The organism is Candidatus Angelobacter sp. (genome assembly GCA_035607015.1).
Taxonomy (GTDB): Bacteria; Verrucomicrobiota; Verrucomicrobiia; order Limisphaerales; family AV2; genus AV2.
This window is the reverse complement of the sequence record DATNDF010000121.1, coordinates 1-21,940: the sequence shown is the minus strand read 5'-3', so window position 1 is coordinate 21,940 and position 21,940 is coordinate 1. Positions and strand designations below refer to the sequence as shown.

At 59.5% G+C, this 21,940-nt stretch carries 16 protein-coding genes and 1 tRNA gene; 11 read left to right on the top strand and 6 right to left on the bottom strand.

From position 1 onward, the window contains the following. Nucleotides 1-141: 141 nt before the first annotated feature. Nucleotides 142-1,575 carry an NADH-quinone oxidoreductase subunit NuoF gene (gene nuoF, locus VN887_05135; GenBank protein HXT39386.1) on the bottom strand — a complete coding sequence of 478 codons (1,434 nt, stop codon included), beginning with the start codon at nucleotides 1,573-1,575 and terminating at the stop codon, nucleotides 142-144. A 197-nt stretch (nucleotides 1,576-1,772) separates the two neighbouring features. Here nuoF and VN887_05130 point away from each other — a divergent pair. Then, nucleotides 1,773-1,846: transfer RNA gene (locus tag VN887_05130), tRNA-Gln, on the top strand. Between the two features lie 98 nt (nucleotides 1,847-1,944). On the opposite strand, the gene VN887_05125 is transcribed toward VN887_05130, so the two are convergent. The 5 genes from VN887_05125 to VN887_05105 form a co-directional block, all read right to left on the bottom strand. Beyond that, nucleotides 1,945-2,430, bottom strand: a complete 486-nt coding sequence (locus VN887_05125; protein HXT39385.1) for an NAD(P)H-dependent oxidoreductase subunit E — start codon at nucleotides 2,428-2,430, stop codon at nucleotides 1,945-1,947. Nucleotides 2,431-2,513: 83 nt separating this feature from the next. Beyond that, nucleotides 2,514-3,809, bottom strand: a complete 1,296-nt coding sequence (gene nuoD, locus VN887_05120; GenBank protein HXT39384.1) for an NADH dehydrogenase (quinone) subunit D — start codon at nucleotides 3,807-3,809, stop codon at nucleotides 2,514-2,516. A 183-nt stretch (nucleotides 3,810-3,992) separates the two neighbouring features. Next, nucleotides 3,993-4,586, bottom strand: coding sequence for an NADH-quinone oxidoreductase subunit C (locus tag VN887_05115; GenBank protein ID HXT39383.1), 594 nt, complete (start codon nucleotides 4,584-4,586; stop codon nucleotides 3,993-3,995). A 35-nt stretch (nucleotides 4,587-4,621) separates the two neighbouring features. Then, on the bottom strand, nucleotides 4,622-5,125 hold the full coding sequence (gene nuoB / locus VN887_05110) for an NADH-quinone oxidoreductase subunit NuoB (protein HXT39382.1): 504 nt from the start codon (nucleotides 5,123-5,125) through the stop codon (nucleotides 4,622-4,624). 78 nt (nucleotides 5,126-5,203) lie between these two features. Further along, nucleotides 5,204-5,383: a hypothetical protein gene (locus tag VN887_05105; protein ID HXT39381.1), complete on the bottom strand. Its 180-nt coding sequence runs from the start codon at nucleotides 5,381-5,383 to the stop codon at nucleotides 5,204-5,206. Between the two features lie 48 nt (nucleotides 5,384-5,431). Between VN887_05105 and rpoD the strand changes: the two genes are divergently transcribed. The 10 genes from rpoD to VN887_05055 all read left to right on the top strand — a co-directional run. After that, entirely contained in the window at nucleotides 5,432-7,303 is a 1,872-nt protein-coding gene (rpoD, locus tag VN887_05100) for an RNA polymerase sigma factor RpoD (GenBank protein ID HXT39380.1), read from the top strand. Between the two features lie 166 nt (nucleotides 7,304-7,469). Continuing rightward, nucleotides 7,470-10,028 carry a tetratricopeptide repeat protein gene (locus VN887_05095; protein HXT39379.1) on the top strand — a complete coding sequence of 853 codons (2,559 nt, stop codon included), beginning with the start codon at nucleotides 7,470-7,472 and terminating at the stop codon, nucleotides 10,026-10,028. Next, on the top strand, nucleotides 10,025-10,927 hold the full coding sequence (locus tag VN887_05090; GenBank protein ID HXT39378.1) for a DUF4159 domain-containing protein: 903 nt from the start codon (nucleotides 10,025-10,027) through the stop codon (nucleotides 10,925-10,927). The genes VN887_05095 and VN887_05090 overlap by 4 nt, the downstream gene beginning before the upstream one ends. 99 nt (nucleotides 10,928-11,026) lie before the next feature. Then, complete coding sequence (locus VN887_05085; protein HXT39377.1) at nucleotides 11,027-11,905, top strand: DUF4159 domain-containing protein; 879 nt, start codon at nucleotides 11,027-11,029, stop codon at nucleotides 11,903-11,905. A gap of 73 nt (nucleotides 11,906-11,978) precedes the next feature. Then, complete coding sequence (locus VN887_05080) at nucleotides 11,979-12,998, top strand: AAA family ATPase (protein HXT39376.1); 1,020 nt, start codon at nucleotides 11,979-11,981, stop codon at nucleotides 12,996-12,998. A 26-nt stretch (nucleotides 12,999-13,024) separates the two neighbouring features. After that, nucleotides 13,025-13,981, top strand: coding sequence for a DUF58 domain-containing protein (locus VN887_05075; GenBank protein HXT39375.1), 957 nt, complete (start codon nucleotides 13,025-13,027; stop codon nucleotides 13,979-13,981). A 51-nt stretch (nucleotides 13,982-14,032) separates the two neighbouring features. Continuing rightward, the gene (locus VN887_05070; GenBank protein HXT39374.1) at nucleotides 14,033-16,120 is read left to right on the top strand and encodes a BatA domain-containing protein; all 2,088 of its coding nucleotides are present in this window, start codon (nucleotides 14,033-14,035) and stop codon (nucleotides 16,118-16,120) included. Next, nucleotides 16,117-17,742, top strand: a complete 1,626-nt coding sequence (locus VN887_05065; GenBank protein HXT39373.1) for a hypothetical protein — start codon at nucleotides 16,117-16,119, stop codon at nucleotides 17,740-17,742. The genes VN887_05070 and VN887_05065 overlap by 4 nt, the downstream gene beginning before the upstream one ends. Then, nucleotides 17,694-20,042 (top strand): hypothetical protein, encoded by a 2,349-nt coding sequence (locus VN887_05060; protein HXT39372.1) that lies wholly within the window; start codon nucleotides 17,694-17,696, stop codon nucleotides 20,040-20,042. Before VN887_05065 ends, VN887_05060 begins: the two co-directional genes overlap by 49 nt. Further along, the coding region (locus tag VN887_05055; GenBank protein HXT39371.1) for a glutamine amidotransferase at nucleotides 20,042-21,940 on the top strand (1,899 nt) is incomplete at its 3' end. The genes VN887_05060 and VN887_05055, both read left to right, overlap by 1 nt.

The window sequence follows — 21,940 nt, the reverse complement described above, 5'->3', positions numbered from 1 at the left end:
ATCGGGTTCATCACCATAATGAACGCGCGGATGTTCTTTGCCTCCGATGACATAAGTGGGAATCTGCTGAGCTTCCTGAATTCTTTCAGGCCAGCCTTCCACCACTCGGACGCCGTTGAAGATGACAAACTTCTTTTCCATTCAGTGATGCGAACTCGCTGCGATTTCCGTTTCCTCTCTCCGAAGACTGTTTTTCACGACGCTGCGAGCTTCATCCGCTGCGCCTTTGGCTTCGAACTCATCTTTGAACTTCTTCACAAAGCTCAGCACCGGCCAGGCGCAGGCTTCGCCGAACGCGCAAATCGTCCGGCCCTGAATGTTTTGCGCGATGTGCAGCAGGTAATCGGCGTCCTGTTTGCGGCCGCGGCCGCTCGTGAGGCGATGCAGTGCTTTCGCCATCCAGAGTGAACCTTCGCGGCAGGGCGTGCACTGGCCGCAGCTCTCGTGCGCGTAAAACTCGGCAATGTTCGCCAGCGCCTCGACGATGTCGGTCGTGTCGTCCATCACGATGATGGCACCGGAGCCGGACATTGAACCGGCTTGCGCCAGTGAGTCGAAATCATACGGCAGATCGAGAAGGTCCACTTCGATCGGTGTCACCTGGCCGTCCGGGCCTTTGCGCTTCAGTTTGAACTTCTCGCCAGCCTTGAAGACCTTCGCCGAGGAACCGCCGGGGATGACGGCTTTTAAGGCCCGGCCCTCGCGAAGACCGCCGCCGAAGGCGGGGTCATTGATCAATTCGCCGAGCGTGACCTTGCCGACCTCGACTTCATAATAGCCCGGCTTCTTCACATGGCCGCTGATGCTGACGATGCGCGTGCCGGTGTTGTTCGGCGTGCCGAGCTTCGCGTATTCGGCGGCGCCCATTGCCACTATATGTTTCACGGCGCAGAGCGTCTCGACGTTGTTGACGATGGTCGGGCACAGGTAGAGGCCGAGCACCGCGGGAAAGTAGGGCGGCTTGATCCGCGGATAGGCGCGTTTGCCTTCGAGCGATTCGATGAGGCCGGTCTCCTCGCCGCAGATGTAGGCGCCCGCGCCGCGATGCAACCAGATGTCGAGATTGTAGCCGCTGCCGAGAACGTTTTTGCCGAGGAAATTCTTTTCGCGGGCCTCAGCGAGCGCGCGGTTCAGAATCTTCGCGCCCTCGGCAAACTCTCCGCGGATGTAGATGTAGGCGAGCTTCACGTCATTCGCCCAGCAGGAGAGGATCATCCCCTCGATGAGCTGATGCGGGTCCTTGTGAATGACCTGGCGATCTTTGAACGTGCCCGGCTCGGACTCGTCCGCGTTGCATATGAGATAAATCGGCTTGCCGCTGCGGCGATCCACAAAGCTCCACTTGAGTCCGCAGGAAAACCCCGCGCCGCCGCGACCGCGCAGGCCGGATTTCATCACTTCGTCGCGGATTTGTTCCTGCGGCGATTTCTTTTTGCCGTCGGGCAAATCCAGCGGCTGCATCGCGAGCGCCTTCTTTAACGCCTCGTAGCCGCCGTGCCGCAAATAGCAGTCGATGTCGGGTGTGTAACCCGGTTGATCGGCGTGTTTCAGAATTAATCTGTATTCCTGCGGCATAGGGTGGCGTGTGCGCTAATTCAAATGCTGAAGGTTCCAAACAACCTTGTGAACCTGCATAAGAGATACGGCCAGAATCGCTGCCACGATTCCCAGAATAAACAGCCAGGTCTTGATGGCTCTGACTTTCATTTCGCGTTATGATTCAGCAGCTTGACTCCGTGCTTGAAAGATTTAGCCTCTTGGACGCTCCGGCCTGCCCGATGGTGTAACGGTAGCACAGCAGACTCTGGATCTGTTTGTCATGGTTCAAATCCATGTCGGGCAGCCAACTTCTCAATTCTTTTTCACCGCGGAGACGCGGAGAAAAGAATCCTCCCCTTTTTGAACTCCGCGCCCCTGCGTCTCCGCGGTTAATTGGACTCGATTTCATTTGCATTGAGCGACTACCTCATCCGCCTTCGCGGTCGTGACGTCTTCATAAAAATCATCGTTGCACATCATCACCGGCGCGGTGCCGCAACTGGCGAGGCATTCGACTAACTCGACGGAGAATTTTCCGTCCTTCGTCGTTTGCAGGCCGTGTTTGTGCGGATCGAGGTCGAGCTTTTTACAGAAATGGCGGTAAAGCTCCTTTGAACCGCCCAGCGCGCAGCTCAACGTGCGGCAGACTTTGATCTGGTTTTCGCCAACCGGCTCCTGCCGGAACATTGGATAAAACGTCACCAACTCGTAAATGTTGATGGGTTGCAGTTCCAGCTTCTGCGCGACCCACTCGATGGCCTCGCGCGAAATCCAGCCGAAATGATCCTGCACTGCGTGCAACACCATGAGTGACGCGCTCCGCTTCTGCGGATAGTGAGTGATCAACTCGTCAATCTCGGCTTGAAGTTGCTCTGGAACGGAAAAGCTCATTCTTTATTTACCGCAGAGAGTATAGATTCTTGCGGACTGAGGATTCTTTTCTGCCCTCCGCGTCTCTGCGGCTAAGCGGTTTTTCATCGGTCACACTCCCCCATCACAAAATCCAGCGAGCCAAGAATGCTCACCACGTCGCTCATCATGTTGCCGGGCAGGAGCCACGGCAAAATGCTGAGATTCACGAACGAGGGAGCGCGAATTTTCATGCGATGCGGCGTGCCGCCGCCCTTGCTGTTAATGTAGAAACCGAGTTCGCCCTTCGGGTTTTCCGCACCGAAATAGATTTCGCCGGGTGGCGCGTTGACACCCTGGGTTACCAGAATGAACTGATGAATCAATTCCTCCATGCTCGTCATCACTTTTTCCTTGGGCGGCAAGACGGTCTTGCCGTCCGGGATATTGATCGGCTCCTTCGATTCGTTGTCCGGGCCGCCGGGCAATTTGTCGAGGCATTGATGCAGGAGGCGGACGCTCTGCCGCATTTCCTCCATGCGCACCAGATAGCGGTCGTAGCAATCGCCAACCGAACCGACCGGCACATCGAACTGTAACTGGTCGTAAACGAGGTACGGATGCGCCTTGCGCAGATCGTGCTCGACGCCGCTACCGCGCAGATTGGGTCCGGTGAGGCCGTAGTCAATGGCCACGTCCTTCGGGATCACGCCGATATCTTTCGTCCGGTCCACGAAGATGCGGTTGCGGGTCAGCAGCTTTTCAGATTCGTCGAAATTGAGGACGACGTCGTTCAAGAACTTGCGGCATTGAGCAGCCCAGCCTTGTGGGAGGTCACGGGACAGCCCGCCGATGCGCGTGTAACTGGTGGTAAACCGCGCACCGGTCAAGGCTTCGATCAAGTTGTAAATCTTTTCGCGCTCGGTGAACGTGAACATGAAGACCGTCAGCGCGCCGACATCCATCGCGAAGGCGCCGAGTCCGAGCAGATGCGCGGAGATGCGCGCGAGTTCGCAGCAGATGACGCGGATGTACTGGCAGCGCGGCGGCAGTTGCTCTTCAATACCCATTAACTTCTCGACGGCTAGCGCGTAGGCAACGTTGTTGGCCAACGGCGCGAGGTAATCCAGCCGATCCGTGTAAGGGATAAACTGGGTGTAGGTCATGTTCTCGGCGATTTTTTCGTCACCACGATGCAGATAGCCCACGTCGGGCTGGGCCTTCGTGATGATTTCGCCGTCGAGTTCGAGGACGATGCGCAACACGCCGTGCGTGGAGGGGTGCGACGGTCCCATGTTCAGGACCATCTTTTCGCCCTGCATGTCCTGCAAATCCTCCTCGCTCGCACGCGACAAAGCTTTCGCTGCAACTTCGGCCTGGCCGGCGGAGTCGTGAATCTCGATTTCTTGAACTTCAGGCATTTGAATTATCTGGCTTCGAAAGAATTGGAGAACGCAAAAGAGCGCGGGCTTTCAGCCAGCAACGCTCGCGGAACCAATCGCACAACGCATCCCATGAGCGCTCCAAATAAACGTTCTGCGAAGTGGACTGAAGTCCGGTGCTCCCACCCTTTGAAATTTCTGTGTTCTGGTGCGGTCATGAAATCAGTTCTCAGGCGTCCGCACGCGCGGCTCTCGGGCAATCGTGTCTTTGCCGCCGGGGATCGTCACAAACGGCCCGCCTTCGAGCGGCGCAGGTTTGGAAAAAGCCACTTCCGGCAGTTCGCTCGGCTTGCCGGCCAGCGGAAAATCTTTGCGCAGCGGAAAATAAGGATAACCTTCCCACATCAGTATGCGGCGCAGATCAGGGTGGCCGCGAAAGCGAATGCCCATCATGTCGTAGATTTCCCGCTCGTGCCAGTCGGCCGTCTTCCAGACGGACGTGACCGTGGGCAACCCGGACTTTTCCTCGCTCACAGTTGTCTTGAGCCGCAGGTGGCAGTGATGTCCGTAGCCGTAAAGTTCATAAGCAACCGTGAACCGCGGGTCGTCGCCGTAGTTGTCCACGCTGCTGATGTCCACCAGGTAGTCGAAGCCGAGTTCTTTCTTCGCGAAGGCACAAACATCGGCGATTTTTTCCGCGTCGCGCAGTTTCAACGTCGATTCATGCCGGAACTCGAACGGTCCGGACAACAAGTCACCAAATTGGGCTTTCAGCTTTTGAGCGAGTTCCAAAGCGGCCATTGAAATGAATTGCAAATATGAAATCCTGGTAGCGGACTCGGCGCGGACTTCTATGCTGCCGCGCTTCCGGCAAACGGTTCTTTGGCGACTTTGCCCTGCAATTTGAGCAAGGCGTCCAAAAGGGCTTCCGGCCGGGGTGGGCAACCTGCCACGTAAACGTCCACCGGGATGATGTTATCCACACCCTGCAGCACGGCGTAGCTGCGGTACATGCCGCCGGTGGAGGCGCAGGCGCCCATGCCGATGACCCATTTCGGTTCAGGCATCTGGTCGTAAATCCGTTTTACCGCCAGAGCCATCTTGTAGGTGACCGTGCCGGCGACAATCATCACGTCAGACTGGCGCGGCGAAAAGCGCATGACTTCCGATCCGAACCGGGAGATATCGAACCGGCTGGCGCCCGAGGCCATTAATTCAATGGCACAACACGCCAGCCCCATCGGCATGGGCCAGAGGGAATTCTTGCGGAACCAGTTCAGGGCGGCGTCAAGACGAGTATGGATTACGTCACCTTCGATCTTCGAGTTGTAGCCGAATTCGGTGCTCGTTTGCATGAGCGGGAGCGGGTTGCGCCGCGTTGATGGCAACCTAAACACGCGGGAAAAGTGAGGCAAGTGAATTAGTGATTTTTTTCACAAGCGTTTTTCAACGGCAAACGCGGCGATGATTTCTTCGCGAAATTCGTGGCGCACGCGCATGGAACTTCGAGCGGCACGTGAAGTTTTTAACTCGGCGCCGGGAACTGGTCCGACGACGAAAGTGGAACTGAAAAATGCTTTTCCCTGCTTGACGTAGTCTGGTTCAGCAAACATATTTCCCGGCCTTTTCGTTACTCAGTTCGTCGTTCTGGACTTAACGCTATGGTCAAATTGAAAGCACGCAAGATTGTCTCCAAACCCGGCGCGAAAAAATCCGGCAAATCAGTTTCCAAAACCACCAAGCCATCGGCAGACAAGACTTCGCATAAAGGCCACGGCGTTTCCGCACCGACGACTCCTCTTTCCGCCTCCGGGACATCCAAAAAACTGAGCACAAACGGCCAACCGCGCCCGGCCGGTCTTCCAGCAAGCGTCGCGGAGCAGGCGATCGGCATCATCAAGAGTCAGGCGGGGGTCGATCTTACGGAGAAGATCAAGGAACTCGTCCGGCTGGCGCAGGAGCAGGGCTACCTGACCTACAACGACATCAACGACGCGCTCCCGGACACGATGATTTCGGCCGAGGAGCTGGACGAGATTTACATCAAACTGCGGAATCTCGAGGTGGAAATCGTGGACCAGGCCGAGGTGGACCGCGTCAAGCAGCCCGAACCCGAGGAGGAGGAGGAGAAGGGCCGGCTGGACATCCTGGATGATCCGGTCCGGATGTATCTGAAGCAGATGGGCCAGGTGCCGTTGCTGACGCGGGAACAGGAAGTCGAGATTTCCAAACGGATCGAGGATGCGGAAAATGAGGTCAAAAAAATCATTTACGGTTTCGGTTTTGCAGGCAAGGAGCACATCGCGCTGGCGGAGAAGCTGATATCCGAGCCGCCCAAGGAGCGCTTCGACCGAGTCATCCTTGATAAAAAAATCGAAAGCCGTGACAACCATCTGCGCGCGTTGCGCAAGCTGGTCAAAGAGGTCCGCGGCATTGACCAGTCGGTGGACGACAGATACGGCGTCTGGCAGGGGGGGCCGAGCAAGGCGAAGCGTGACAAACTTTTCAAGGAATTCAGAAAACTCGACGAACGGCTTCAACGGACATTTCACAAGTTTTACTACAAGCAGAAGGTCATCGAAGAAATGGCGCTGGTGGCCGACAACATTCATGACAAAATCCAGTTGAGCCAGCGGACGATCCAGGACTTTGAGAACCAGAGGAAATCAAGCCAGCAGCAGTCGGTCATTCAGTCGGAGCAAAAAAAGATCAAGGCACTGGAGGAGTTTGTCCGCCTGCCCTGCGAGGAGTACCTCAAGGCCTACCAGCGACTGCAACATTTTGCCAGAAAGGCGTTGCAGGCGAAAACCGAGATGGTCGAAGCCAATCTGCGCCTTGTCATTTCCATCGCGAAGAAATACACCAACCGCGGCCTTTCCTTTCTCGACCTGATCCAGGAAGGCAACATGGGCCTCATGAAAGCGGTGGAAAAATTCGAGTACCGCCGCGGTTACAAGTTTTCAACCTATGCAACCTGGTGGATCCGCCAGGCCATTACCCGGTCCATCGCCGACCAGGCGCGCACCATCCGCATCCCGGTGCACATGATAGAGACGATCAACAAGTTGATGCGCGTGCAAAAACAACTCGTGCAGGACTTCGGTCGCGAGGCCACGCCGGAGGAGATCGCCGACGAAATGCAGATGCCCGTCGAGCGCGTACGGGCCGTGCTCAAGATGGCTCAACAGCCGATCTCGCTCCAATCGCCGGTCGGCGACAGTGAAGACACGAATTTCGGCGATTTCATCGAGGACAAATCCGCGGAAAACCCGTCGGATATGACCAGTTACAGTCTGCTCAAGGATAAATTGAGCGACGTGCTGGAGACCTTGACCGAGCGTGAACGAAAGGTTCTCGAACTTCGCTTCGGGCTGGGTGACGGCTATTCCCGCACGCTCGAGGAGGTCGGCAAACAGTTCAAGGTCACGCGCGAGCGCATCCGCCAGATCGAGGCCAAGGCGCTGCGCAAGATGCGCCATCCAACGCGCATCCGCCAGCTCCAGGGATTCCTTGAAACCGAGCCGGTGGAGTAATTCATCCCGACGGGAAAGGCCTGATCCACCCGTCCGCAGAATTGCCTGTCGCGCGATTTGACGGTCGCGGATGAATTTTTCTTCCTCGAAACCTCACCGGGCTTGCGAGAGTCAACAGCTTGGCGTAGATGTCAACATGCACTGCCGCGAAACGCCTCTCACGGGGATGAAATTCGTCCTCGGGTTCGCGGCAGGCTGTCTTCTGCTCGGCTTGCCCTCGGCACGCGGCGCTGACCTGGAGGACTGCCGGAAATGGTTCATCACGGGCAACTATTCGGAGTGCATCCGCGTGGCCGAAGAGGCGGCACCCAAGGAGCGGGACGAGGAGTGGCAGATTTTGTTGATGGAGTCGTTGCTGGCCACAGGGCGTTATCCCGAGGCGGAGGCCGCCTTGACGAATGCGCTCCCGCGTTACCGCTCCGAGATCCGCCTGCGTCTGGTCGGCTGCGATGTTTTCAACGCCAATGGAAAACCAGACGAGGCGCGACGGCTGCTGGACGAAATCAATGACCGGGGCGGTTCGAGCCGGTGGATGTACCGCGATCCGGCGAACCTCGTCGCGTTGGGGAAGGCGGCGCTGCTGCTTGGGGCGGAACCGAAGCTCGTTCTTGAAAACTTTTTTGATCAGGCGAAGAAGGCCGACCCCAATCTGCGCGACGCTTATCTTGCCAGTGGTGATCTGGCGCTCGACAAGGAGGACTATGCACTGGCGGCGAAAATCTTCGGTGAAGCGCTCAAGAAGTTTCCCGATGATCCGGACATGCACTTTGGTCTGGCGATGGCCTACGCGCCAAGCGCGCGTCCGCTGATGCTCAAGTCGCTCGAAGCCACGCTGAGTCGCAACGAGCATCACGTTCCGGCCATGCTGCTGCTTGCCGACCACGCGATTGACGCCGAGGATTACGACACCGCCGGAGAAACCCTCGATCGCGCACTGGCGGTGAACCCCTGGCAGCCGGACGCCTGGGCTTACCGGGCCGTGCTGGCACATTTGCGCCACGACACGAACGGCGAAAGTGAGGCGCGCGCGAAGGCGATGAAATTCTGGCCGACCAATCCCCGCGTGGATCACCTGATCGGAAAAAAACTGTCGCAAAAATATCGTTTTGCGGAAGGCTCCGCCTGTCAACGCAGGGCGCTGAAATACGATGCCGGCTATCTGCCGGCGAAGATTCAGTTAGCGCAGGATTTGCTTCGACTGGGCCAGGAGGAGGAAGGCTGGGAGCTCGCGGATGAAGTGCATCAACGCGACGGCTACGATGTCACGGCTTACAATCTGGTGACGCTGCGCGAAACCTTTGCGAAGTTCCAGACCGTGACCAACCGCGACTTCGTCGTCCGGATGAGCGGCCACGAGGCGGCGATTTACGGCGACCGCGTCCGGGACCTGCTCCAACGCGCGAAAGACCGCCTCTCGGACAAGTACGGGCTGGAACTGGACCAGCCGACGGCGGTCGAGATTTTTCCCGAACAAAAGGACTTCGCGGTTCGCACCTTTGGGATGCCGGACAACCCGGGTTTTCTGGGCGTGTGCTTTGGGCACGTCGTCACCGCCAACAGCCCGGCGTCGCAGACGTCGCACCCGGCGAACTGGCAGGCCGTGCTCTGGCATGAATTCTGTCACGTCATCACGCTGGGCCTGACCCACAACAAAATGCCGCGCTGGCTCAGCGAAGGCATTTCGGTTTATGAGGAGAAACAGGCGAACCCGACTTGGGGGCAGGTGATGAGCCCGCGCTACCGTGAAATGGTGCTGGGCGACGACCTGACGCCGGTCAGCAAATTGAGCGCGGCCTTTCTCTCGCCGAAGAGCGATCTGCACCTGCAATTCGCCTATTACGAATCTTCGCTGGTCGTGGAGTTTCTCGTCCAACGATTTGGCTTTGAAAGCCTCAAGCAAATTCTCCACGACCTTGGTGAAGACGCGGACATCAATCAGGCCATTGCCGCGCACACCGAGCCGATGGGCGAATTTGAAAAGGACTTTGCCGCCTTTGCACGTGACCGGGCCCAACATCTCGCGCCCGGTCTGGATTTCAAGAAGTTCAAGCCGGTCAACCCGGACAGCAGCGCCGAGTCGCTCGCCGATCTGGTTGACAAATATCCCACGAATTTCTGGGTGCTGACGGATTTTGCGCGGCGACTTGTGGCGGAGAAGAAATGGATGGAAGCCAAGGTGCCGTTGAAAAAGTTGATCGACGAATATCCGGATTGCGCCGACGCCAACAATGGCTACGCCCTCATGGCCGCGGCGCATCGGGGATTGAACGAGACCAATGAAGAGCGCGAAGTGTTGTCGAAACTGGCCTCCCTCGACGCTGACGCCACCGACGCGTTTTCGCGATTGATGGTGCTGGGCGAAGCGGCCGGCGACTGGCCGTCGGTCGTGCAAAATGCCGAGCGTTTTCTGGCCGTCAACCCGTTGCTCCCACAGCCGTATCGCCATCTCGCGCGTGCGAGTGAGGAATTGGGCAGGACCGGTGCCGCCATTCAGGCGTACCAAAAACTGCTTCTCCTCGATCCGCCCGATCCGGCCGAAGTGCACTTCCGCCTGGCGCGGCTGCTCCGCAAGACCGGTGATCCGGCGGCGAAACGGCACGTGTTGCAGGCGCTGGAAGAAGCGCCCCGATTCCGCGAAGCGCACCACTTACTGCTGGAGATTGAAGCCGGAACACAGGGCGCAAAGAAGAGCGAGCCCGCGGTTGCGGCGGAGAACAAGCCATGAAGAAGTCGTTGCTGTTCCTTCTGATTTTCCCGCTGCTAGCCGGATTATGCCTGGCGCAACGTTGGCGGGGCGGGTGGGGCGGCGGCGAGAGATATTATCCAGAATACGAAACTTGTCGTACCGCGCGGGAAGTACCCTGGCATAGCACTCCTCCGGCGAACTGGACGAATGCAGTCGGCTTCGAGAAGGACGTATTCACTTTTGCGCGAATCCGGCGGGACGAAGATCACTCCAGCTCCTATTCGGCGGGGACGTGGTGGACCGATTTTCCGGACAGCGACTTGAACCTCTCGTTTCGAGTCCAGCAAATGACATCTCTAAAAGTGGATCCGAACGGACGCGTGCTGGACCTGACTGATCCCGATCTTTTCAACTATCCGTGGATTTATATGGTCGAGCCGGGCAGCCTGCTGTTAAGAGACGAAGAGGTTCCAATCCTCCGGAAATACCTTCTCAATGGTGGCGTGCTCATGGCGGATGATTTTTGGGGCGAGCGACAATGGGAGGTGTTTCATCGCGAAATCAAGCGCGTCCTGCCCGGACGCGAATTTGTCGAGTTGCCGATGGAGCATCCGATCTTTCACTGCGTGTTCGACCTGAAGGTGGCGAAGAACAAATTGCAGACACCTAACATCCGTCAAGGAATATGGAGCCTGAGTCCGAATAGCGGGTTTTACGGCGTGACCTGGGAAACCCATGACGGCGAGCAGTGCCGCGAGATGCACGTACGCGCCATCTTCGACGACAAGGGCCGCATCATGGTCATCGCGACGCACAACTGTGACAACGGCGACGGTTGGGAACGAGAAGGCGAGGATGACGGCTTTTTTCACGAGTTTTCCGAAAAACGGGCCTATCCAGTCGGCATCAACATCATCTTTTACCTGATGACGCACTGAGGCCTTTTCATCTGACGCGGCGGGTGGTGACCATTTCAGAAACCGAATTGCGGTTCGGCCCATCATAAAGAAATAAATGATCGCGCTGGGAAATATCCGATGAAGAAGCTGGCGTTCGCAACAGTTGTCTTCACGCTGGCGTTCGGAATTGCCCTTGCGCAGCGCGGGTTTCGACGCGGCAACGGCGGGCGGGGCTTCCGGCGGGGATATTACGAGGAATACCGGACACCGCGCGAAGTCGGCCAGCATGGCGGAGAAACCCCCACCTGGACCAACGTGCCGGGTTTCGCAAGCGACGTGTTCACTTTTGTCCGTATCAAACGCGACCGGGAGCCAGGCAGTCATGGCGGTTCCTGGGACACGGACGCGCCGGACAGCGATCTGAACCTTTCCTACCGTCTGCGACAGGTGACTTCGCTCGCGGTTAGTCCGGATGGGCTTTTTTTAAGACTCACCGACGAGGACCTGACCGGCCAACCTTTCATCTACATGGTGGAACCGGGCAGCCTTTATCTCGACGACGAGGAGATCGCCGCGTTGCGAAAATATCTGCTGAACGGCGGATTTCTCTGGCTGGACGACTTCTGGGGGGATAGCGAGTGGTCGAACATGGAGCAGGTGCTCAAACGGGTGTTCCCCGACCGCAGTTTCGTGGAAATGCCGCTTGACCACCCTCTGTATCATTGCGTTTTCGACATCAAATCCAAATCACAGATTCCAAACGTCGAACTGGGCACCGCCAGCCAGTCGAACGGAGGCATGACCTGGGAACCCTACCACGACGGCGACGTGCGCACCGTTCATCACAAGGCCATTTTCGATGACAGGGGCCGGATCATGGTATTCGTCACGCACAACACCGACAACGGCGATGGCTGGGAATGGGAAGGCGACAATCATTATTATTTCGAAAACTTCTCGGAGAAGATCGCCTATCCGCTCGCCATCAACGTCATTTTCTATACGATGACGCATTAAGCTTGCGTGGAACGTCCGATGGTGGAGATTTGCAGGCGGAATTCGCCCTGATGGAAATTTGTTGAAAGGAAATATGGAACAAATGTCGGAATCGATTGCGGCTGAAAAGCAGGTCGTGGAACAAATCACAACCGGCCGGGCGCAGATCCAGACGGAACTGGCCAAGGTCATCGTCGGCCAGAAAGAGGTCATCGAGGAGTTGTTGATCGCGCTTTTTGCGGGCGGACATTGTCTCATCACCGGCGCCCCGGGGCTGGCCAAGACGCTGCTCGTCAAATCCATTGCACAGATTTTTCACCTTAGATTTCAGCGCATTCAGTTCACACCGGACCTCATGCCGGCGGACATTACTGGCACGGAAATCCTCCAAGAGTCCGGCGAGGGGCGTCGCATGATCTTCGTCCCCGGCCCGGTGTTTGCCAACATGATCCTGGCGGATGAAATCAACCGCACGCCACCGAAGACGCAGGCGGCGCTGCTGGAAGCGATGCAGGAACATCAGGTCACCGCTGCCGGCGTGCGCCACGCCCTTCCGGAGCCGTTTTTCGTCCTTGCCACCCAGAACCCGATCGAAATGGAAGGCACTTATCCGTTGCCCGAGGCGCAGCTCGACCGCTTCATGTTCAACGTCGTGATCTCCTACCTGCCCGAGGACGAGGAGGTCGCGGTCGTGGCGCAGACCACCGCGCGCAATGCGGAACCCATCAATCCCCTGTTCACGGGCGACGACGTGCGCCGCTTCCATGAGATCGTCCGAAAAGTGCCGGTCGCGGAGGATTTGGTCCGTTACGCCGTGCGGCTGGCGGCGTCGTCACGACCGCATCAGGCCGGCGCGCCGGACTTCGTGAACGAATGGGTCAGTTGGGGCGCCGGCCTGCGCGCCGGGCAATACCTCGTGCTTGGCGCCAAAGTCCGGGCGCTGCTCCGCGGCAGGGCGCACGTGATTGTCGAGGATATTCAGGCGCTCGCGCAGGCGACCTTGCGCCATCGCATCCTGCTCAATTACCGCGACGAGGCGGAGGGTGTGACGGTGGAAAATGTAATCGGGCGATTGCTGGATTCCGTCAACAAGCCCGTTGCCGCGAAGAAGTGAAGTGAGCGACGCATATGAACGCGCGGATGGCCCAATCAAGGTTCGTCACCCCGACCGCCCCTCGCGTCGCAGGTCCGCTCATCGATCCGCAAACCCTGATGGCGATCAGGAATCTGGAGTTGCGCGCGCGGGTCGTCGTTGAAGGCTTCTGGCACGGATTACATCGCAGTCCCTATCACGGATTCTCTGTCGAGTTCACCGAGTACCGCCAGTATTCGCCGGGAGACGACCCGCGCTATCTCGACTGGCGGCTCTACGCGCGCACGGACCGGTTCTTCATCAAAAAGTTCGAGGACGAAACGAACCTGCGCTGCCAGTTGCTTGTGGACAACAGCCGTTCGATGACCTACGGCTCGCTGGGTTACACCAAGGCGCAATATGCGAACACGCTGGCCGCCACGCTCGCCTACTTTCTTCACCAGCAGGGGGACGCTGTCGGGTTGATGACGTTCGATGAGCAAATCCGCGAGTACCTGCCCGCGCGGCATCGCACGGGTCATTTGCGGCATCTCATGCTGCGACTGGAGCAGCCGGCGGGCGGAAAAGCCACCGACCTGTCGGCGCCGCTGCGGCGCGTCGTCGAAGTCGTCAAAAAGCGCGCGCTGATGGTGTTGATTTCCGATCTGCTGGCGCCCGTTGAAACTTTGGAAAAGAACCTCGGCTCGCTCGCGGCGTGCGGTCACGAACTCCTGTTGTTCAACATTTTTGATCCGACCGAACTCAACTTCAACTTTGACACGCCAATCATGTTCCACGACATCGAATCCGGCCGGGACCTGTTCATAGACCCCGCGACGGCGCGGAAGGATTATTTGAACAAGCTGAACGCCCACATCGAGGCCGTGCGTTCCGTGTGCCGGAAGCTCGGGGTTGGCTATCGAGATTTTGCCACCGACCGGCCTCTGGAACTGGCGCTGTTTGATTTTCTGCGCGAGCGGATGCAGAGGGGGAAAGGAACAGTCAAGTTCCGGCGATATGCATGAACCGACCTCCAAGTGGACTCGGCCGGCGCGGATGCCTGCGCAAAGGGTCGCATGAGCTTCCTGGCGCCAGCTTTTTTGCTCGGAGCGCTGGCGGTCGCGCTGCCGGTTGTTTTCCACCTCATCCGGCGGACGAGCAAGGAGAAGATGACCTTCAGCTCGCTGATGTTTCTTCAGCCCACGCTGCCGCGACTGACACGGCGCAATCGGTTGGAAAACATTTTTCTGCTTTTCCTGCGATGTCTGGTCCTTTGCTTCCTGGCGCTGGGTTTTGCCCGGCCATTTTTTCAAAAGCCGATGGTCAACGATCCGCAGGCCGCCGCGGGGCAGAAAATTGTCCTGCTCGTGGACACGAGCGCCAGCATGCGGCGGCAGAATCTTTGGTCATTGGCGCTCGCCAAAGCGGAGGAAATCCTGCGAAATACGTCGCCGGCCGATCAGGTCGCCGTCTTCACATTCGATCAACGAGCGCGTTTGCTGGCCGGCTTTGACCAGTGGACGGCGATGAATGCGGGCGAGCGCGCCGCGCTGACAGGGAAACAACTCGCTGGACTCAAACCGGGTTGGGCCTCGACACACCTGGGCAGCGCGCTGCTCACTGCCGCCGAGTTTTTCGCCGACACCGACCCGCAGGGCCGGACCGCCAGCGTTCGGCGGATTGTCCTCATCACGGACTTGCAGGAGGGCAGCCGGCTGGACGGTTTACAGGGCTACGATTGGCCGCGCGGAATCGAGGTGAGCATTGAACCGGTCAAGGCCGCGCTCCCTACGAACGCCGGCTTGCAATGGGTCGTGGATGCCGAGGACAGTGCGCAGGCTGCCGATCCCGGCGTACGGGTTCGCGTCTTGAACGCTTCCGGTTCCCGGCGCGAGCAATTTCAGATTCGGTGGGAGGGCGTGACCGGCGCCGCACCGCTGGACGTTTATGTTCCGCCCGGACAAAGTCGTATCGTTCCGGAGCCGGCTTTGTCGACGAACGCGGCGGCGGACCGGCTTACCCTCACCGGCGACGATGACGATTTCGACAACGCGCTCTATCTGGTCCAACCGAAGCCCGAGCGCGTGAACGTATTGTTTCTGGGCGACGACGCGGAGAATGACCCCGCCCAGATGCTTTACTACGTGAAGCGCGCCTTTCAGCAGACGCGCCGGCAGGTGGTCGGCGTTGTCGCGCTTTCCGCCAAATTACCGCTGGCGGCGAGCGATGCGGCGGGTGTAACTTTCGTGATCGTCACCGGTTCACTTCCTCGTGCGCAACTTGAGATCGTGAAAAAGATGCTTCATGACGGGGTCACCGTCCTGGTCGTCATGCGGGACGCGCGAGAGGGTGAAGCCCTCAGCGAGCTGGCGGGAGCGAGCATCTCGTGCAGCGAAGCGCAGGCGTCGGGTTACGCGATGTTCGGTCAGATTGATTTCGAGGACCCGTTGTTCGCGCCGTTTGCGGACCCGCGGTTCAGCGACTTCACCAAAATCCATTTTTGGAAACACCGCCGTCTGGACACGGGGCAACTTTCGCGCGCGCGCACCGTGGCGCGGTTCGACAACGGAGACGCCGCCCTCGTGGAAATCCTCGCGGACAAGGGGCGTCTGTTCGTGCTCGCGTCCGGGTGGCAGCCTTCCGACAGCCAGCTTGCGCTATCGTCGAAATTTGTTCCGCTCCTCTATTCCATGCTCGAACTGTCCGGCGGCGTCCGGTCGAAACTTGCGCAATACCATGTCGGCGATGAAGTGGACCTCGCGCCGTTGAAATCCGCGCAGCCGTTGATCGTTCGCAAACCGGACGGTTCGGAGGTCAGGCTTGCCATTGGCGAAGCCAGGTTCGTTCAGACGGAGCTGCCCGGCATTTACACGGTGACTTCGCAGCAGCCTCTTGCGCGGTTTGCGGTCAACCTCGACGCCTCGGAAAGCCGGACCGCGCCGTTACCGGTTGAAGAGTTCATGCGTCTCGGTGTCCCGATGAAAATGCAAGAAGTGGAGGTGGCGAAGCAGGCCGACCAGAAACGGCGTCTGCACAACGCCGAGCTGGAGAACCAACAAAAACTGTGGCGATGGTTGATTGTGGCGTCGTTGGTGGTATTGCTTATGGAGACGTGCCTCGCCGGCTGGCTGACGCGCCGCGCGACGAATGAGGCCGCGATATGATTGACCGCCTCCTCGAAAAACACCTGAAACCGGTCGCTCGCGATCATTGGCGCTGGCATCTGTGGCGGGGGCTGGCGCGATGCTGGGCAGCGCTGGCGGTCGCGGCCGGCGGGTTGATGTGGCTTTACCGGCAGACGGGTTGGTGGAGCGGATGGGTGTTTCCGTTGTTTGTCGTGCTGGCGGCTGGCATCGCTCTGGCTGTCTGGCGGCGCTGGCGGCGGAGCGAACCGGACTATCGGGAGATTGCCCGGCAGATCGAACGGGAGGACCCGAAACTGCACGCGTTGCTGCTGACGGCGGTCGAGCAGCAACCCGATCCGACCACCGGTGAACTGAATTATCTTCAACGGCGGGTTGTCCACGAGGCGCTGGAACACAATCGCCGGCGGCCATGGGGACATCGGGTCTTTGAAAGGTTGTTCTTCACGCAGTGCGCGCATCTGCTGGCGCTGATTGCCTTTGTCGTGACACTGGTCGGATTGAGGATCGTGACGCCGCACACCCGCCCGTTTTTCGGAGCCCCGGTCGACCGCGTCACGGTGACTCCCGGCGACGCGAGCATTGAGCGCGGCAGCGGTCTTGTGGTGCTGGCGCGGTTCGAAGGAAAACTGCCCGGCGAAGCCACACTGGTTCTCAAGCCGGTCAATGAGAACGCGCGGCGTGTGCCGTTGTCAAAGAATCTGGACGACCCGGTCTTCGGCGGGGGAGTGCCCGAAGTGAATGGCGATCTGGCGTACCGTGTTGAATATGCGGGCAGAGCGACACGCGAATTCAAGGTTTCCGTCTTCGAATATCCCAGGCTGGAACGCGCGGACGCGAAGCTCACTTTTCCAGACTACACCGGGCTTCCGCAAAAAACGATTGCCGATACGCGGCGTGTCGGCGCGGTGGAAGGTTCCGTCCTTGATTATACGTTTTACCTGAACAAACCTGTTGTTACGGCCCGGCTCGTGTCGAAGGATAAATCCGTGGTGCCGCTTCTTGCCGATACAAACCGCGCCGGCGTATATCGTGTCAGGTTCGCGCTGGATCATAGCCGGCAGTATGAACTGCAACTGGTGGATGATGCCGGTCGCGCGAACAAGGTCCCGCCGCAGTTTTCTCTCGAGGCATTGAAGAACCGGGTGCCCGAGTTGAAGGTGGCCTTTCCGCGTGGTGACCGGCGCGTTTCAGCGCTGGAGGAAATTGCGTTTCAGGCCGAAGCCTCGGATGATTTCGGCCTCAAGGCATACGGCATCGCCTACACGCTGGCCGGGCAGGCGACGAAGTTCGTCGAACTGGGAAGAAACGCGGGTCCCAACGAGAAGCGCCAGTTCAATTATCTGCTCCCGCTGGAAGACCTTTCTGCGCGACCGGACTGGTTGCTGAGCTACTACGTTTGGGCCGAGGATATCGGTCCGGACGGCAAGCCACGGCGGACTTCAAGCGACATGTACTTTGCGGAGGTGCGGCCATTCGACGAAGTATTCCGCGAAGACCAGTCCGGCGGCGGTGGAGGAGGTGGGCAGCAACAGGGTGGCCGGAGCGAATCCCAAAAACTTGCCGAATTGCAAAAACAAATCATCAGCGCGACATGGAAACTCCAGCGCGAAAAGCCGGCCCGGACCGCGTCCGTCCGATGAACCACAAATCAACTGTATTATTGGTGGCCGCGCTCTTCTGCGCCGCAGCTTCGTTCGCGCAGGAACGGGCCAGACCGCCGGGGCGCCAGCCGGCCGGCGGAGTTGCGCGTTCTGTCCCGCCCGGTCCAAAGACAGTTGGCGACTATTCGTCCGACGTGGTTGTGGTGCGCGACGCGCAAGAACAGGCGCTCGAGCAGGTGCGCGCGTTGCTGGAGGGAATTGATGATCCGCGCGGGAAGGCGTTGATGGAGGCAGTCGAGAAAGAGATGGCGCGGGCGGCGGAACAACTGCGCCATGCGGCGGGCGATGGGTCGGCGGCCGGACTGGAACCCGCGCTGGCGGCAGAACAGACTGCGTATCAGGCCCTGCTGAAACTGGCGGCCCACGAGTACCGTGTCTCGCGGAGCCGAAATCAAAGTGGTGGCCAGGGCGGTGGCAACATGCAACGGCAGCTGGACATGCTGGATCTGAAGCAGGCGGAAAACCGGTACGAAACCCAGAGCCAGGCTTCCCCGCAGCAAAACGCGCAGCAACGCGAACAACTCCAGGTGTTGAACCGCTTGAAGGAACTCGCCCAGCGCCAGCAGGACCTCAATGGGCGCATCAAGGAGCTGCAAACCGCGTTGCAGGAGGCCAAGACTGACGAGGAACGCGAAGAGATCCGGCGTCGGTTGAAGCGTCTGCGCGAAGAGGAGCAGGAGATGCTGGCTGATCTGGATGAACTGGGGCAGCGCATGGACCGGCCGGAAAACCAGTCGCGGATGGCGGATTCACGCCAGCAGCTCGACAAGACACGGTCCGACGTTCAGCGCGCGTCAGAAGCGCTGGACAAAGAGTCCGTGCCCCAGGCGTTGACGTCCGGCACTCGTGCACAACGGGAATTGCAGCAGTTGAGCGACGATTTTCGCAAGAAAAGTTCGAGCCGGTTCACTGACGAAATGCGCCAGATGCGCAACGACGCGCGAGAGCTTGCGCAAAAACAGGAGGCCTTGGCCAATCAACTCGACTCGCTCGCGGACTCGAAACACAAGACTTTGAGCGACTCGGACGAGCGCGCCGAGCTGGCGAAGCAAATGGCGCAGCAGAAGGCCGGTCTGACGAACCTGCTCAATGAGATGCGCGGTGTTTCCGAGCAATCGGAAACCGCGGAGCCATTACTGTCCAGACAGCTTTACGACACGTTGCGCCAGAGCAATCAGGACGAACTGGACAAGTCACTCGACATGTCCGCCGAGCTGGTGCAGCGCGGATTCGTCCCCCAGGCCGGACAATTCGAGCGGCGCGCACGCCAAAGCATTGACGAATTGAAGCGGGGCGTCGAGAAGGCTGCGGAAAGCGTGCTGGGCAACGATATCGATGCACTTCGCCTGGCCAGGCGCGAACTGGAGACGCTGAGCAGCCAGTTGGAGAACGAAATCGCGCGAGCCGGCACCAATGCCGTTTCGACAAACATCGACCTCGCCGCTTCCGGCGGAGAATTGATGCGTCGACGTTACGGCCTGGTCGTTCGTGAACCGTCTCCAACGCCAGGAACGACGAATGAGGCGGCTGGTGCGCGCGATGGCACAGAAGCTCCGTCAAACGCCGGGCGACAGCCCTCCCTGGCGAACCGCGACAACCGAAGATCGACTGACCAGGGGCCGGCGCCAGGCGAGCAGTCGGGACGAGACGGAAAGGCGCCGAATTTGCAATCGCGAAACGGCGAGTCCGATTCCCGGCAGGGTTCCTCGGCGCAGCAGCAGAAAGGCACGTCGAATTCACCCGGCGACGAGTCAGGGAGTTCTGGCGGGCAGCAGGCCGCACAACCCGGTTCACCTCAGGACGGGCAGGCCTCTTCTGCCGGAGGAACCTCAATCGACGGGAGAAATCCGTCCGGATCACGGAGCGGAGCCAACCGGCGGAATTTTTTCGACCAGTCCGGTGGCGCGGAAGGCGGCGGGGCGGGGGGGCTGTACGTGGACGGACCTTTGACGGGAAATCAGTTTGTCGATTGGTCTGACCGCCTGCGTGATGTCGAGGAGATGATTGACGCGCCCGAGTTGCGCACCGAAGTGGCCCGCATCCGGGAGCGGGCCCGGGCCGCGCGGCTCGACTACAAACGCCGCGGCCAAAAGCCTGACTGGGCCGTGGTCAGGCTGCAAATCGCCACACCACTGGCCGATGTCCGCTCACGGATCAGCGAAGAACTGGCGCGGCGCGAGTCGAACGAGGCGGTTGTCCCCATTGATCGCGACCCCGTCCCGGCGAAGTTCTCGGAACTGGTTCGCCGCTACTACGAGCAATTGGGGAAGAGCGAGTGATGTGTGTCGCGACGTTAGTGATACCCGGACGCGACTGGGCATGGCCGGTCGCAATCTTTTTGGGGATTGCCCTGTTCGCGCTGGCCTGGGCATATCGCCGCGCTCCGGCGCGTGGCGCGATTCGCGGCATATGCTCGGCTTTGAAGTTGATCGGGCTGCTGGTGCTGGCGGCCTGTCTGCTGGACCCGCTTTGGAGCGGGCAACGCGCGCGTCCCGGCGCGAACATGTTCGTCATCGTCGCCGACAACAGCCAGGGAATGCAAATCAAAGACCGTGGCGCAATGCGCAGCCGCGGTGAATTGCTCCGGGCAATGCTGACAGCGGACAAGGCAGATTGGCGCGCGAAACTCGATGAGAATTTTCAAGTGCGCCGTTATCTTTTCGATTCGCGGCTGCAAAACACGAGGGATTTCTCCGAGTTGAGGTTCGACGGACGGGCGTCGGCCATCGGCTCAGCGTTGCGGACCATCGCCGATCGATACCGGGGACAGCCACTGGCCGGCGTGCTTCTGTTGACCGACGGCAACGCGACGGATATTACGGAAGGGAAAACTGATCTGGCGGGACTGCCGCCGGTTTATCCCGTGGTCATCGGCAGGGATGACGCCATCAAAGACATCTCGCTGCAAAAAGTCACTGTGAGCCAGACGGTTTTCGAAGATGCGCCGGTGACCGTCCAGGCGGATGTGCTGGCGGACGGCTATTCGGGCAGTTCCATCGTTGCGCAGGTGCTTGATCGAAACGGGAAAAAAGTCGCGGAACAGGCGCAGCGCGCGCCGCGCGATGGCGAAACGGTCCCGTTCCGGATGCAACTACGGCCGGAGAAGGGCGGAGTGACATTTTATCGCCTGCGCGTCGCAGCGAAGGAGGAACTGCAGCAGTTCGAGAAGCCGGAAACCTCCACCGAAGCGACGCTGGCCAACAACAGCCGCGTGCTGGTCGTGGACCGCGGTCAGGGGCCATACCGGATTCTGTATGTTTCGGGACGTCCGAACTGGGAGTACAAATTTCTCCATCGCGCGGTTGAAGAGGACGGGCAGATTCAACTCGCCGCCTTGATTCGCATCGCCAAACGGGAGCCGAAATTTGATTTTCGTGGCCGATCTGGCGAATCAAGCAATCCGCTCTTTCGTGGGTTCAGTAATCAGTCGAAGGAGGAAATCGAGCGCTACGACCAGCCGGTGCTCGTGCGCATCTATCCGGACGACGCGAGCAAGGCGCGCGACGAGCCGATACTGCGTGGCGGCTTTCCGCGAACGCCCGAAGACCTCTACGACTATCACGCGATCATCGTGGATGACCTGGAGGCCGAGTTCTTCACGCGCGACCAGATGGCGCTGCTTCAAAGGTTCGTTTCGGAACGCGGCGGCGGTTTTCTCATGCTGGGCGGCGCGGAGTCCTTTCATCAGGGCAGGTATGAGCGCACGCCGATCGGCGACATGCTGCCGGTTTATCTCGATCACGTCGCGGAAACGAGGCCGTCCACAAACCTTCACATGACCCTCACACGCGAGGGCTGGCTGCAGCCATGGGCGCGGCTGCGGAGCAACGAGACGGATGAGCAATCGCGGCTCGGGGCCATGCCGCCGTTTCAGGTCTTGAATCGTGTGCGGGACATCAAGCCCGGCGCCAGCGTGATCGCCACGGTAAGCGACGAGAACGGACGCAACTTTCCTGCGTTGGCCGTGCAACGATTCGGCAACGGGCGCGTCGGGGCCATGATGATCGGTGACGTGTGGCGCTGGGGATTGCGCGACGAAGCCTCGCACCGCGACATGGACAAGGCGTGGCGCCAGCTCGCGCGATGGCTGGTGGCCGACGTGCCGAACCGCGTCGAACTGACGGTCGAACCGGAACGCGGCGATCCGAATCAGGCGCTCCGGCTGCGCGTCCGGGCA

Excerpts from the sequence above, each read along its gene's own strand:
- nuoF (HXT39386.1), bottom strand. The coding sequence starts at position 1,575 with ATGCCGCAGGAATACAGATTAATTCTGAAACACGCCGATCAACCGGGT.
- VN887_05125 (HXT39385.1), bottom strand. The coding sequence starts at position 2,430 with ATGAGCTTTTCCGTTCCAGAGCAACTTCAAGCCGAGATTGACGAGTTG.
- nuoD (HXT39384.1), bottom strand. The coding sequence starts at position 3,809 with ATGCCTGAAGTTCAAGAAATCGAGATTCACGACTCCGCCGGCCAGGCC.
- nuoB (HXT39382.1), bottom strand. The coding sequence starts at position 5,125 with ATGCAAACGAGCACCGAATTCGGCTACAACTCGAAGATCGAAGGTGAC.
- VN887_05105 (HXT39381.1), bottom strand. The coding sequence starts at position 5,383 with ATGTTTGCTGAACCAGACTACGTCAAGCAGGGAAAAGCATTTTTCAGT.
- rpoD (HXT39380.1), top strand. The coding sequence starts at position 5,432 with ATGGTCAAATTGAAAGCACGCAAGATTGTCTCCAAACCCGGCGCGAAA.
- VN887_05095 (HXT39379.1), top strand. The coding sequence starts at position 7,470 with ATGAAATTCGTCCTCGGGTTCGCGGCAGGCTGTCTTCTGCTCGGCTTG.
- VN887_05090 (HXT39378.1), top strand. The coding sequence starts at position 10,025 with ATGAAGAAGTCGTTGCTGTTCCTTCTGATTTTCCCGCTGCTAGCCGGA.
- VN887_05085 (HXT39377.1), top strand. The coding sequence starts at position 11,027 with ATGAAGAAGCTGGCGTTCGCAACAGTTGTCTTCACGCTGGCGTTCGGA.
- VN887_05080 (HXT39376.1), top strand. The coding sequence starts at position 11,979 with ATGGAACAAATGTCGGAATCGATTGCGGCTGAAAAGCAGGTCGTGGAA.
- VN887_05075 (HXT39375.1), top strand. The coding sequence starts at position 13,025 with ATGGCCCAATCAAGGTTCGTCACCCCGACCGCCCCTCGCGTCGCAGGT.
- VN887_05070 (HXT39374.1), top strand. The coding sequence starts at position 14,033 with ATGAGCTTCCTGGCGCCAGCTTTTTTGCTCGGAGCGCTGGCGGTCGCG.
- VN887_05065 (HXT39373.1), top strand. The coding sequence starts at position 16,117 with ATGATTGACCGCCTCCTCGAAAAACACCTGAAACCGGTCGCTCGCGAT.
- VN887_05060 (HXT39372.1), top strand. The coding sequence starts at position 17,694 with ATGGAAACTCCAGCGCGAAAAGCCGGCCCGGACCGCGTCCGTCCGATG.